This window comes from Fretibacterium fastidiosum, from assembly GCF_964642095.1.
GTDB classification, from domain to species: Bacteria; Synergistota; Synergistia; order Synergistales; family Aminobacteriaceae; genus Fretibacterium; species Fretibacterium fastidiosum.
This window is the reverse complement of record NZ_OZ209244.1, coordinates 1369117-1381591: the sequence shown is the minus strand read 5'-3', so window position 1 is coordinate 1381591 and position 12475 is coordinate 1369117. Positions and strand designations below refer to the sequence as shown.

The 12475-nt window shown below is 64.6% G+C and carries 12 protein-coding genes; 7 read left to right on the top strand and 5 right to left on the bottom strand.

Going from position 1 to position 12475, the window contains the following annotated elements; genetic code table 11:
- Window positions 1–19 precede the first annotated feature (19 nt).
- The 5 genes from tsaB to ACK28C_RS05935 form a co-directional block, all read right to left on the bottom strand.
- A complete protein-coding gene (gene tsaB / locus ACK28C_RS05955) occupies window positions 20–658 on the bottom strand; it encodes a tRNA (adenosine(37)-N6)-threonylcarbamoyltransferase complex dimerization subunit type 1 TsaB (protein WP_015556772.1) in 639 nt (212 codons plus the stop codon).
- Window positions 655–1170 carry a tRNA (adenosine(37)-N6)-threonylcarbamoyltransferase complex ATPase subunit type 1 TsaE gene (gene tsaE / locus ACK28C_RS05950; protein ID WP_015556771.1) on the bottom strand — a complete coding sequence of 172 codons (516 nt, stop codon included), beginning with the start codon at window positions 1168–1170 and terminating at the stop codon, window positions 655–657. The genes tsaB and tsaE overlap by 4 nt, the downstream gene beginning before the upstream one ends.
- Window positions 1167–1466, bottom strand: coding sequence for a hypothetical protein (locus ACK28C_RS05945; protein ID WP_208873413.1), 300 nt, complete (start codon window positions 1464–1466; stop codon window positions 1167–1169). The genes tsaE and ACK28C_RS05945 overlap by 4 nt, the downstream gene beginning before the upstream one ends.
- Entirely contained in the window at window positions 1463–2314 is an 852-nt protein-coding gene (locus tag ACK28C_RS05940) for an NAD(P)H-hydrate dehydratase (RefSeq protein WP_409152603.1), read from the bottom strand. The genes ACK28C_RS05945 and ACK28C_RS05940 overlap by 4 nt, the downstream gene beginning before the upstream one ends.
- Window positions 2315–2388: 74 nt before the next feature.
- On the bottom strand, window positions 2389–3564 hold the full coding sequence (locus tag ACK28C_RS05935; RefSeq protein ID WP_409152602.1) for a CdaR family transcriptional regulator: 1176 nt from the start codon (window positions 3562–3564) through the stop codon (window positions 2389–2391).
- A gap of 274 nt (window positions 3565–3838) precedes the next feature.
- Here ACK28C_RS05935 and ACK28C_RS05930 point away from each other — a divergent pair, with 274 nt between their 5' ends.
- From ACK28C_RS05930 to ACK28C_RS05900, 7 genes are all read left to right on the top strand, one after another.
- On the top strand, window positions 3839–5125 hold the full coding sequence (locus ACK28C_RS05930) for a glycine/sarcosine/betaine reductase component B subunit (protein WP_409152601.1): 1287 nt from the start codon (window positions 3839–3841) through the stop codon (window positions 5123–5125).
- A gap of 72 nt (window positions 5126–5197) precedes the next feature.
- A complete protein-coding gene (locus tag ACK28C_RS05925; RefSeq protein WP_409152600.1) occupies window positions 5198–6502 on the top strand; it encodes a glycine/betaine/sarcosine/D-proline family reductase selenoprotein B in 1305 nt (434 codons plus the stop codon).
- Between the two features lie 22 nt (window positions 6503–6524).
- A complete protein-coding gene (locus ACK28C_RS05920; RefSeq protein ID WP_409152599.1) occupies window positions 6525–6965 on the top strand; it encodes a GrdX family protein in 441 nt (146 codons plus the stop codon).
- A 250-nt stretch (window positions 6966–7215) separates the two neighbouring features.
- A complete protein-coding gene (locus ACK28C_RS05915; RefSeq protein WP_409152598.1) occupies window positions 7216–8607 on the top strand; it encodes a sodium-dependent transporter in 1392 nt (463 codons plus the stop codon).
- Window positions 8608–8775: 168 nt separating this feature from the next.
- Window positions 8776–9258 carry a (2Fe-2S)-binding protein gene (locus ACK28C_RS05910; protein ID WP_015557000.1) on the top strand — a complete coding sequence of 161 codons (483 nt, stop codon included), beginning with the start codon at window positions 8776–8778 and terminating at the stop codon, window positions 9256–9258.
- The gene (locus ACK28C_RS05905; RefSeq protein ID WP_015556999.1) at window positions 9255–10115 is read left to right on the top strand and encodes a xanthine dehydrogenase family protein subunit M; all 861 of its coding nucleotides are present in this window, start codon (window positions 9255–9257) and stop codon (window positions 10113–10115) included. The genes ACK28C_RS05910 and ACK28C_RS05905 overlap by 4 nt, the downstream gene beginning before the upstream one ends.
- Window positions 10109–12409, top strand: a complete 2301-nt coding sequence (locus tag ACK28C_RS05900; protein WP_015556998.1) for a xanthine dehydrogenase family protein molybdopterin-binding subunit — start codon at window positions 10109–10111, stop codon at window positions 12407–12409. Before ACK28C_RS05905 ends, ACK28C_RS05900 begins: the two co-directional genes overlap by 7 nt.
- The last annotated feature ends 66 nt before the right edge of the window (window positions 12410–12475 follow it).

The following is a 12475-nucleotide window of genomic DNA, read 5'->3' as shown; positions in this document are numbered from 1 at the left end:
CGCTGGGGGCGAGCCACCTTCACTCCATCCCCTGGGGAGCGCGGCAGTAGGCCACCTTCAGCTCCTTCGGGTCAATGGCCCGATCCCGGCGGGCCCAGGCCACCTGGGTCAGCACCCGGACGTCGGGCCGCACCGCCCGGATGGGGAAGGTCAAGTCCGCCGCACGGGCCGCGCGCTGCGGATCGTCCGATATGGCCTGGACCCCGGGGTGGCAGGCCATCCACTCCGCGATGAACTCCCCTCCGTACTCCCCCGCGGGACAGCCCTCCGACACGCCGTGGGACGCCGCGTAGACGAAGCCGCGTCCGGCGTAGACCAGGGCCAGCACCGCCGTGCGGTCCGGGCAGGACAAGGCCAGCATCTCCAATGAGGGAACGGGCACCAGCCCCACGCCCAGGCCGAAGGCCAGCGCCGCCGCGTAGGCCGCCCCCACGCGGATGCCCGTGAAGTAGCCCGGTCCACTGGTCACGGCCACGAGGTCCAGGTCCTGCACCGCCCAGCCAGCCCCCTCCAGGAGGCGGGCCGCCATGAGTGGCAGCTCCGCCGCCTGGCACCGGCCCAAGTCCAGCGCCTCCGAGGCGACCTCCCGCCCCTCCTCGCCCAGCGCCACCCCCGTCAGCCTCAGGCTGCAGTCCAGCGCCAACACGCGGCCCCTCATCGATTCCCCTCCCAACCCGCGGCCTCGACGCCCGGACACCCGGTCCGCGCCGCCTCCGCGAGGGCCCGGAGCACCCCCTCCGCGCCCGCGCCCGCCGCGCTGAGGGACAGCCGCCGGGTGCCCTCGTCCAGCGCCTCGATGCGGACGTCCAGGACGTCCTCCCGCGGGGGGAAGGACCAGCGGTCCGGCCACTCCACCAGGAGCGCCGCGTCCGGCAGCCCCGCGTACTCCTCCAGCCCCAGGGCGTCCGCGCCCCCGGCGTCCAGGCGGTAGAGGTCCGCGTGGACCAGGAGCAGGGCCGGCGTCCGATACTCGTTGACCAGCGTGAAGGAGGGGCTGCGAACGCCCTTCGCCCCCAGCTCGTCGCCCACGCCGCGGACCAGCACGGTCTTGCCCGCGCCCAGGTCCCCCCGAAGGAGCACCGCGACCCCCGGCCTCAGGGCGCGGCCCAGGAGCCGGCCCAGGTTCCGGGTCGCCCCCTCGGAGGACGACCTCAGGGCCAGAGTCGTCATTCCTCCCTCTCCTTCTCGATGCGTTCCTGAAGCGCCCTCTCCTGCCGCTCGCGCACCACGCGGGCGCGGTGGCGCATCGTGACGCGCAGCACGAAGCAGGCCACGACGATGCAGGCGATGGAGATCACCCGGCGGGGGACGCTGATGTCCACGCCGCCCGTGCGGTTCACCCCGATGAGGACCGCCGCGGCCACGGCAAAGCTCAAAAGGCTCGTGAAGAGGCCCCGCCGCCGGATGCGCTCCGTCTTGCGGATCTCCTCGGCCCAGTCCACGCGCCGGCGATGGCGGTAGCTCACGACCGGAGCTCCCCCAGCACGAGGCGCATCGCGTCCGCGATCTCGCTGGCCAGGACGCCGTCGACACCGCCCGCAGCCAGCCACTCCCCCGCCATGCCGTGTACCGCGCCGCCCAGGAGCGCCGCGTCCCGCGGGGCCATCCCGCCGGCCATGAAGGCCCCGATAGCCCCAGACAGCACGTCCCCCGACCCCGGAACGGCCAGCTCCGGGCCGCCCCAGGTCAGCCGCTGCACCGTCGAGCGCCCCCGACAGGCCAGCAGGCTGCCGTGACCCTTCAGGAGGACGCAGCCCCAGCGCTCCGCCAGGCGCCGCGCCGCGCCCTCCCGGTCCTCCCGCACCGCGTCGGGCGTCGTCCCCAGGAGGCGCGCGGCCTCGCCCTCGTGGGGCGTCAGCACCACGTCCTCCCGCAGGCGACAGTTTGCACCCTGAAGGGCCAGCGCGTAGAGGCCGTCGCCGTCCACCAGGAGCGGACCGGGCCACCGGCCCCACATCCCCGCCACAAAGCGCATCGCGGCCTCCATCCGGCCCAGCCCCGGCCCCAGGAGGGCTGCCCCGAAGGAGGAGGCCTCCGACAGGGCCACGTCAAGCCATTCGTCCGGGTCCTCCAGGGGCCAGCACACGGCCTCCGGCAGGCGCGCAACGCAGGCGGCGCAGACGGAGGGCAGGGAGAGCAGCGACACCAGGCCGCAGCCACACCGCAGCGCGCCCTGTGCGGAGAGCGACGGCGCACCGGGGTAGCGGGCCGAGCCCCCCGCCGCCAGCAGACGGCCGCGCTCCCCCTTGTGCATGTCCGGCCTCCTGCGGGGCAGCAGGGCGACGACCTCGTCCCGCGTCACGTTCTGAATCATGGCGTTCACTTCCCTTCCTTATAAAAAGTTTGCTTCAATAATTCGATTCGCTTCCGCCAACTATTATACCGCGCTCAGGGCTCCGGGGCGCGCCCCGCCCCCTCCGCTCTGAAGGAACGGCTGAACTTCCGAAGGATCAGGGCCGACCAGACGGCGAAGCCGTCGTGGAAGTTCCAGGGGTCGAGCCCCAGGACCTCCCGGATCTTCTTCAGCCGGTACTGCAGGGTGTTGCGGTGGATGGACAGCTCCCGCGCCACCCTGTTGGCGGAGAAGGGGTTGCGGCACCAGGCCAGGAAGGTCTCCGTCAGCGTCGCGTCCATGCCGTCCCCCAGCACGTGTTCGATGTGCTGACGCTTGCGCCAGGCCGGGAGGTAGGACAGCAGCATCTCCGCGCTCAGGTCCCGCGCGGCGCAGACCGTCAGCCCCAGCGCACGCCCCGTGGAGAGGGCTTCCCGCGCCAGGTGGGCGGACTCCGCCAGGCGCGGCAGCCCCTCCGCCCCACGTCCGATGCCCGCCTCCGCCTCGACCCCCGCCTCCCGGAGCTGCGCCACGAGCTCCTCGCAGAGGCGAAGGGCCGTCTCCTCCATCCCCCGCCCGCAGGAGAGGCTGAGGAAGGCCACGATCTGCTGGCTGCTCAGCGGGGAGACGAGGTGCTCCGGACCGCCGAAGAAGTTGACGATGCGGTTCAGGACCATCTCCCGAAAGGCGTTCTCCCCTCCGGCGGAAGGGCGATCCTCCGGACTCCGGACGTTCAGCACGACGGCGATGCGGCAGCCCCCCAGGTCAAAGCCCAGGTCCTGCCCCCGCTGCAACAGGGCCTCGCCCCCTCCGTCCTCGGGCCGGTAGAGCATGATGCTCTCCGCCAGCTCCTGCACCGCCCACTGCCGCCTGAGGCGCCTTTCCAGGAACGCCTGCTCCATCAGGAGCACCTCCGCCTGACGTTTGACGAGGCGGCCGTAGCGCTCCACGTCGCGGGGCAGCCCGGCGATGGACACCGTCCCCGCCACGCGGCCGGACAGCATGATGGGCGCCGTGTAGCCCGGCTTCACCCCCATCGTCTGCGCCTCCTCCTTCGACGTCAGGTTCGGCATCCCGCTGGCCAGCACGGGCAGGGAGGGCGCGTGGAGCTTCCCCACACGGGCGACCTCGCTGCATCCGATGATGACCCCATCCTCGTCCGTCACCAGCACGCCGTACCCCAGCACCTCGCTCGTCATCTCCGCGATGGCCTGCGCCGTCTTTCTGCGCACCCGAACCCCTCCTCCGTGCGATTCTCTGCCGCTCCACAGCGGCGTCTCATACAAGCGATATTATGCAACAGAACAAAAAAATTTTCTATATCCCGCCCATTTATATTCCATCGAATAATGCCCCCCGATGCCTCTAAATTTATCATAGGTTTCATGAGCCACAGGGATTCCTGTTCCCTCCCGCCCACACCCCTCACGAAAGCCGGGCGTCGGCGCATCGCGCCGGCCATCGGGGCGGGGGGCGGCAAAACAGAAAAAGGAGGAAGCTTGCAGCATGAGACTGGAACTGCACAAGGTGAAGGTGAAGGACGTCCAGTGGGGCAGCGCGACGTGCGTCAAGGACGGCGTCCTCTACGTGAACAAGGAGGAGGCGAAGGCCCTGATCGCCGAGGAGGACCGCTTCGCCAGGGTGGACCTCGAACTGGCGCGCCCCGGCGAGAGCACGCGCATCATCCCCGTGAAGGACGTGGTGGAGCCCCGCGTGAAGCTGGACCGCAAGGGCTACTACCCCGGCTTCAACAACACCGCCATGGCCCGCTGCGGCGAGGGCAGGACCCTCGTGTTGGACGGCGCAGCCGTGGTGACCTGCGGGCCCATCGTGGCCTTCCAGGAGGGCTTCATCGACATGAGCGGCCCGGGCGCGGTCTACACGCCCTTCTCCGCCACGCAGAACGTGGTGTTGGTGGTGGAGCCCATCAAGGACCTGGAGCAGCATCAGTACGAGCAGGTCCTGCGGGAGGCGGGACTGAAGCTCGGCGTGTACCTGGCGGACAAGTGCCGCGACGCCAAGCCGGACGTCGTTGATGTCTTCGAGAAGGGCACCGTCCCGGAGGAGAAGGAGAAGCACCCGAACTTGCCGAAGGTGATCTACGTCTGCATGAACATCACCCAGGGGCTTCTGCACGACACCTACGTCTACGGTGCGGACATCCGCCCCGCCCTTCCGACGCTGCTGCACCCCAACGAGGTGCTGGACGGCGCGATGGTTTCCGGCAACTGCGTCTCCGCCTGCGATAAGAACACCACGTGGCACCACGTGCACAACCCCATCGTGGCGGCCCTCTACGCGCGCCACGGCAAGGACCTGAACTTCCTGGGCGTCATCCCCACCCAGGAGAGCACGGTGCTGATGGGCAAGGTCCGCGCGTCCCAGATGAACCTCTCCATCGCTCAGGAGCTTGGCGCGGACGGCGTCATCGTCTCCGAGGAGGGCTACGGCAACCCGGACACGGACCTCTGCATGAACGCCCGCAATTTCGAGCGCGCGGGGATCAAGTCCGTGGTCGTCTCCGACGAGGCCGCCGGGACGGACGGCGCGAGCCAGAGCCTGGCCGACGCCACGCCTGAGATGACGGGCTTCGTGTCCACGGGCAACGTGAACGAGATGCTCGAGGTCCCCGCCATGAAGAACGTCTACGGCTGGCCCGAGTCCATCGCCCACCTGTCGGGCGGCGCGGCCGAAAGCCTGCGCAAGGACGGCTCCATGTACGTGGAGATGCAGGCGATCATCGCCTCAACGGCGGAGATCGGGTTCAACAAGGTCGGCTGCGAGTGGATCTAACCCTGGCTGGAAGGCCGGGAACGGAGCCATTCTTTTAAGAAAGCCTGGACCAGATAAGGAGGATATGACACGATGAAGCGTGTAGTTCACTATATCAACCAGTTCTACGCCGGCATCGGCGGCGAGGAGAAGGCCGACCAGACGCCCTTCTTCAAGGAGGAGCTCATTGGCCCCGGCGTGGGGCTCGCCAAGGAACTGGGCGACGGCGCGAAGATCGTCGGCACCGTCGTCTGCGGCGACAGCTATTACGGGAACAACACGGACAAGGCGCGGGAGGAGTGCCTGAAGCTCATCCGGGACCTGAAGCCGGACATCCTGATCGCAGGCCCCGCCTTCAACGCCGGACGCTACGGCTTCGCCTGCGGCGACATCGCCTCGGTGGCGGCCGCGGAGCTCAAGATCCCGACGCTGACGGGCATGTACATCGAGAACCCCGGCGTGGAGCTCTACTCCAAGAAGACCTACATCGTCCCCTGCGCGGACAGCGCCCGGGGCATGGGGAAGAACCTGAAGTCCATGGCCGCCCTGGCGCTGAAGCTGCTTTCGGGCGAACCCCTGGGCCCGGCACGCGTGGAGGGCTACATCCACCGCGGCGTCCGCAAGAACTTCATCCACGAGAAGAACGGCGCCGAGCGCGCGGTGGAGATGCTCCTCAAGAAGCTGAAGGGCGAGGAGTTCCGCACGGAGTACGAGATGCCGAAGTTCAACAAGATCCCGCCGGCGGCCCCCGTCAAGGACATCAAGAAGGCCACGATCGCCCTCGTGAGTTCGGGCGGCATCGTCCCCACCGGCAACCCGGATCACATCCGCGTCTCCTCCGCCGAGAGCTTCGGCACCTACGACATCTCGAAGCTCTCCGACATGAAGGGCGCCTACGAGTCCATCCATGGCGGCTACGACCGCACCTTCGCCAACGAGGACCCCGACGTGGTGGTCCCGCTGGACGTCATGCGGGAGCTGGAGAAGGAGGGGGTCTTCGCCAAGGTCCACCCCTACTTCTACACGACGACGGGCACGGGCACGGCCGTGGCCTTTGCGGAGAAGTTCGGCAGGGAAATAGGCGCCGAGCTGAAGAAGGCCGGGGTGGACGCGGCCATCCTCACCTCCACCTGAGGCACCTGCACTCGATGCGGTGCATCGATGACGCGTGAGATCGAGAAGGCGGCGGGCATCCCCGTGGTGCAGATCGCGACGATCGTGCCCATCATGATGACGGTGGGCGCCAACCGTATCGTCCCCGGCGTGGCCATCCCCCATCCGGTGGGGTCGCCCCAGCTGGGCGAAGCTGGCGACAAGGCCAAGAGGCGCGAACTCGTGATGCGCGCTCTCAAGGCCATGCAGACCCCCATCGACGATCAGACGATCTTTGAGGACTGATCTCGAAGGCACGCGGACCCCGATGGACGGCGGTGCTGTTTTTGAGATCGTGACGAACAACCCCAGGCTGACCGCGGACTTCGCGGTCAGCCATGGGGTCGCCTCCGTCCACCGGGTCGAGGGGTCCCCCCTCGACGTCCTGGACAGGACCGAGGCCCTGCTGCAGGAGGGCCGAACGCTGGTCTCCGCCCCCCTGCCCCCCAACGTCCCCCTCATGCGGGCGCCCTACCGCTCGCTGCTCCTGGCTCAAAGCGCGAGGCGCTACGACGCGGCGGGCCTCCTGTCCCTCGCGAAGGCCCGTGAGCGGCTCACGACCCAGCGGGCCATCGACGAGGACGCCGGCCCGGGCCGCAGCGAGGACTTCGCCCTGATCGACGAGGACCTCCTCTGCAGGGCCCTCAGGGACTCCCGACTCTGCCTCGACCTGAAGGAGGGAGGCTCCGAAGCCGCTCCCCTCCCCTGAGCCCCGTTCCTCATTCGCCTCAAAAGCTTTCGCGCGGTTCAGGCCCCTCAAGGCGATTCCTGCGGCTGCGGGGGCTTAAATTTTTCGCAAAATGTTATGACCTCCACGCATGGCGGATATCCTCATCCTTCATGCGTTCTTCCTGTTGCATGCTGTGAGGCGCGCTGCGGGCCGGCCTCGACCGCCGGCCCGCGCTTCAAGCGATAAAGCGTTCAATGCAACTTCGATACCAACGGAAGGTGGTTTTATCATGTCTGAACAGGTTGGACAAAAGCGCGAAACCTGGGGCAGCCGCATCGGCTTCATCCTCTCCGCGGCAGGCTTCTCCATCGGCCTCGGAAACATCTGGCGTTTCCCCTATCTGACAGGGACCTACGGCGGCGGCGCGTTCCTGCTCGTCTACGTGCTGATCTGCATCCTGATCGGCTTCCCCCTCTTCACCGCAGAGGTCGGCCTGGGGCGCAAGATCAAGCGCACGCCCATCGTGGGCATCAGGGAGCACACCGGGGGCAAGACGACGCCGGCGAACCTGATCGGCTGGGTGGGCTGCACCGCCTGCATCGTCCTGATGGCCTACTACATGGTCATCATCGGCTGGATGTTCGCCTACGCCGTGGAGTCCGTTCAGGGCGCGTTCCACGGCGCCACGCCGGCCTCGACGAAGGCCATGTTCGACGAGCTCATGAGGAGCCCCGCCAAGATGGCGGGCTACACGCTCTTCGTCGTCTTCGCCCTGGGCATCACCGTCACCCAGGGGGTCAAGGACGGCGTGGAGCGCACCTGCAAGTTCCTTCTGCCCATCCTGGGCATCATGCTGATCGTCCTGGCGGTGAACTCCGCCATGATGAAGCCCGCCGTCGAGGGGGGCAGGACGGCGCTCGACGGCCTGAAGTGGTACCTGACGCCGGACTTCAGCAAGCTCTCCTGGGAGGCCGTGCTGGCCGCCCTGGGGCAGGCCTTCTTCTCCATCGGCATCGGCATCGCCACGGCCGTCGTCTACGGCTCCTACCTGGGAAGCGACAGCGACCTCCCCATGGACAGCTTCTGGGTCATCTCCATGGACACGGGCTTCGCCATCGTGGCCGGCGTCGTGGTCTTCCCGGCGCTCTTCTGCTACGGCATGGACCCCACCAGCGGCTTCGGCCTCGTCTTCGAGGCGCTGCCCGTCATCTTCGGCCAGATGCCCGGCGGGACGATCTGGGGCGCGATGTTCTTCATCCTGGCGGCCCTGGCAGGCTTCACCTCCGGCATCGGCTACCTCGAGGCCCCGGCCGCCAGCTTCGCCGAGTACTTCAAGGTGAGCCGCAAGGCCTCCACCTGGGGCGTCCTGCTCGTCATGTTCCTCCTGGGCATCCCGGCCATCCTCTCCCTGAACCCCGACCCCGCCAACGCCTGGGCCGCTTACAAGATCATGGGCCGCGACATCTTCAACTTCTTCGACCACCTCTCCGGGGACATCATGATGCCGGTCTGCGCCATCCTGGTGGCCCTCTACCTGTCCTTCGACTGGAAGTTCGAGAACTACCGCGACGACTGCAACCTGGGGGCAAAGGGCTTCATCCGCATCCCCGGATGGATCAGCCTCTTCGTCTCCTACTGCATCCCGCTGGCCCTCATCGTCATCCTCTACCGCGGGCTGTAAAAAACGGCGCTCCGAAAAAAGAGCGCGCCTCGCACCCGAAGGACGGGGGGCCGATCGGCCTCCCGTCCCTTTTATATGCTTATGGTCCTTGACATGGGGAGCACTTATTCATAGAATAAAGTCCATCAGCTCACCGCTTTGTTCCTTACTCCAGCTGGGGGGAAAAAAATGACGCGCATCACCTTAACGCTCAATGACGAAAAAAGAATAGCCGATGTCGATGCCGACACACGTTTGATAGATATGCTGCGGGATGAGTTTCGTCTCGTGAGCGTGCGGGAGGGATGCGGCGCTGGCGAGTGCGGCGTATGCACCGTGCTGTTGGACGAAATGGCCGTTTGCTCTTGTCTTGTGCCTGCGATTCAAGCCGACGGTCACAAGATTACCACCATAGAGGGGCTTGAAAAGGACGGCGAATTGGACGTACTTCAACAGGCTTTCATAGACTGCGATGCAACCCAGTGCGGCTTCTGTACGCCCGGTATGATTCTGTCAACCAAAGCGCTTCTGCTGCAGAACGCATGCCCAAGCCGCGAAGAAATCAAACGGACTCTCGCCGGCAATGTCTGCCGTTGCACTGGGTACATTCCTATCCTGAACGCTGTTGAAACTGCGGCAAGGCGAATCGCGGCAAGGGGCGAGAAACGATGAAAGTGGAACGCCCGCGCACGCTTTTAGAGCTCTTCTCGGTTTTTAAACCTGGGACGGAACTCGTCGCGGGCGGAACTGACTGGGTGATAAAGCGCCACGCCAAGTTGGCGGATGACGCTGTCGTGATCGATGTTTTCGCAGTGGACGAGATGCAGGGCATCTCGTTGGAAGGTGAGAATACCGAAGGCGGCTTTCTTCGCATTGGCGCTCTCGAGACGATGACGTCTCTCCACAGGAATCCCCTCGTTCGTCGCCATGCCTCCGCTCTGGCCGATGCTGCATATAAGATGGGTTCGGAGCAGATAAGGAACCGGGCCACGGTGGGCGGAAACGTTGCCAACTCGTCCCCTGCTGCGGACACGCCTCCGGCGCTGGCGGCCCTTGGGGCGGAGGCCGTCCTTGCGTCGGGAGGAGGGGAACGGATTGTTCCAGTCGAGGACGTCCTTGGGCGGAACAGGAACACGCTCGCCTCATGCGAAATTATAAAAGAATTTCGTATCCCGTTGGATGTCAATCGGGTTTCTGCCTTTTTGAAAATCGGCAGTCGAAGCCAGGTAAGCATATCCAGAGTCAATCTCGCCGTGCTCGCGCGCTGTACGGATAATCTGTTTAAGGACGCAAGGGTTTTTGTCGGTACGCTGGGGCTGGCAGCTCGAAGGGTCCCCGGCGCGGAAGAAGCGCTTTCCGCAGCGGGTTTTGACGAGGCGTTCCCAGCAGCACTCGCCACGTTCGCCGCCGAAGCGATACCAGGGCGCCCCACGTTGCCCTACAAACAGTCGGCGCTGCGCGGTCTGGCGCAGGATATCTGTGTTCTGCTTTCTCAAAGAGCAAGAGAGGCGGTGATCGGATCATGCTGACGAAGACATCGGACCCCGACGTGAAAAGCAAAAAAACGGCAGAAAACAGCAGAAGAAATTACAAGTATATCGGCAGACGAATAATACGCGAGGATTCAATCGATAAAGTGCGCGGCGCCTACAGGTATCTTGCAGATCAGCTTCCACAGGATGTGCTGATCGGAATTCCGTTGCTCAGCTCCCAGCCCAACGCAATCGTGAAATTCATCGACGCTTCGGAGGCGCAGAAAACCGATGGCGTCATTGTGCTGACCTTTCGCGACGCCCCAGAAAACAAATACAACAGCGGGGAGTGGTTTCCGGGGCAGAACGATTTCCCTGATGAGACCATTCTGAGGGGCCACGCGCGCCATGTGGGGGATCACATCGGTCTTGTCCTTGCTCCTGATGAAAAAACCGCCCGTAGAGCACTGCTGAAGATCAGGGTGGAATACGAGGCTCTGCCACCCGTTGTGGATATCGGCAGGGCGGAGGGGATGGCCGGTCTGCTACACGAGGACGGCATGGCCTCCTTCCCGGGGCATATCGAATACGGCGACGTGGACGCTGCATTCGCCGCCGCAGCACACATCGAGAGCGACGAGGTATACACGCAGAAGATACACCACGCGGCGCTCGAGCCACATTGTGTCCTTGCGATACCGAGGCCGGAACACGTGATCGAGGTTCACACACCATGTCAGATACTCTTCGGCGTGCAGCACGCCATCTCGCAGGTTCTGCCCCTGCCGTTGTCGAAGATTCGCGTCATCAAGGCGAATATGGGCGGGTCGTTTGGCGGCAAGCAGGAGTGTGTCTTTGAGCCACTGTGCGCCTGGGCCGCGTGGAAGCTGCGTCGTCCCGTATTCATCAACACGAACAGAACCGAGACCATGGTGGCGACGCGCACGCGGGCGGCAGTGCTCGGACGTGTAACGACGGCGCTGGACTCAAATGGCCGCATCTTGGCGCGTAAATTTGACGTTACGGCTGACGCCGGCGCTTACCTGACCGGGACTAAAAAAGTTATGATGGCTATGGGCAAAAAAGCGTCGCGTCTTTACCGCATCCCTGCGCTCCGATTCGAGGGCCGCGCCGTGCGCACGTCAACGACACCGGGCGGAGCCTGTCGAGGATACGGTTCGCCGCAGATACATACCATGACCGAGATTCACACCGACCTCATGTGCCGCAGATTGGGGCTTGATCCGCTCCAGTTCAGGCTTGACAACTTGGTGCATGACGGCGACCATGACCCCAGCGGGGCGTCGGACATTGGGCGCGCACGGATTATCGAATGTCTAAAGGAAGGTGCCTCGCGCTTTGGGTGGCCGGGCTGCCGTCATCCTCTTCTGAGTGTGGATGGGCGTTACTCCATCGGCGCGGGCTTTGCCTGTTCTACACACGGCAACGGTTATTATAAGACGATATATCACGATATGGTACAGATGTCGTTTTGTATCCTTCCCGACGGCTCGGCGATCCTGCGCACCCCCCTCCATGAACTTGGCAACGGCACGACGACGGCAGTGGCCCAGATCGCTGCAGAGGCGTCAGGAATTGACATTGCGCGCATCACTGTGACGGAGGGTGATACGCATTACAGCTCTTTTGACGTCGGCTGCCAGGCCAGCCGAGTCATTTACGTCTGCGGAGAGTGCGCCAGGCGCGCGGCCGCGGACGCGGTGCGGTTGCTTTGCAGAGAGGCGTCAGAAGTGTATGGCTGCAGAGCCGAGTTTTGCGATGGTTTCGTTCTGGCAGGCGAGGATAAGATCGAGCTCAGCGAAGCCGTGCGTCGGATAATGAGGGAAAAAAAGCGCTCGATAGAAGCCTGTTGCGAATACGCACCGGATAAGAATCCCGCATCGTTCGGAGTGCATTTCGCGAAGGTCTCGGTGGACAAGCTCACGGGGTTCGTTCATGTCAATCGCTACCTGGCTGTACACGACGTCGGCCAGAGCATCAACCGAAATTTCGTCGAGGGGCAGATATACGGCGGCATACAGATGGGTATTGGCATGGCGCTCTGCGAAGAACTGGAGTATGGGGCGGACGGAATGCCTAAGGCCCGTAATTTCGACAAATACCATATGATCAACATGCCCGACATGCCGGACGTCGACATAATGCTCATCGAAGACGAGGAGCCGGGCGGCCCCTATGGGGCAAAGAGCATCGGTGAGATATGTACCGTTCCTGTAGCCGCTGCAGTGGTCAATGCGGTCAACCGCGCGCTTGGAACATCGTTGACGCACCTGCCGTTGACGCCGTCAAAAATAATCTCGGCCCTGAAAACAGAACCGGAGGAACAATAATATCCCGCAACGCTGCCTGAACACATATCTTTGATTTTGGAAGAAAATCACTTAACATTGGGGAGG

What these genes read in the sequence shown, in the direction of transcription:
- tsaB (WP_015556772.1), bottom strand. Translation starts at nt 658, where the DNA reads ATGAGGGGCCGCGTGTTGGCGCTGGACTGCAGCCTGAGGCTGACGGGG.
- tsaE (WP_015556771.1), bottom strand. Translation starts at nt 1,170, where the DNA reads ATGACGACTCTGGCCCTGAGGTCGTCCTCCGAGGGGGCGACCCGGAAC.
- ACK28C_RS05940 (WP_409152603.1), bottom strand. Translation starts at nt 2,314, where the DNA reads ATGATTCAGAACGTGACGCGGGACGAGGTCGTCGCCCTGCTGCCCCGC.
- ACK28C_RS05930 (WP_409152601.1), top strand. Translation starts at nt 3,839, where the DNA reads ATGAGACTGGAACTGCACAAGGTGAAGGTGAAGGACGTCCAGTGGGGC.
- ACK28C_RS05920 (WP_409152599.1), top strand. Translation starts at nt 6,525, where the DNA reads ATGGACGGCGGTGCTGTTTTTGAGATCGTGACGAACAACCCCAGGCTG.
- ACK28C_RS05915 (WP_409152598.1), top strand. Translation starts at nt 7,216, where the DNA reads ATGTCTGAACAGGTTGGACAAAAGCGCGAAACCTGGGGCAGCCGCATC.
- ACK28C_RS05910 (WP_015557000.1), top strand. Translation starts at nt 8,776, where the DNA reads ATGACGCGCATCACCTTAACGCTCAATGACGAAAAAAGAATAGCCGAT.
- ACK28C_RS05905 (WP_015556999.1), top strand. Translation starts at nt 9,255, where the DNA reads ATGAAAGTGGAACGCCCGCGCACGCTTTTAGAGCTCTTCTCGGTTTTT.
- ACK28C_RS05900 (WP_015556998.1), top strand. Translation starts at nt 10,109, where the DNA reads ATGCTGACGAAGACATCGGACCCCGACGTGAAAAGCAAAAAAACGGCA.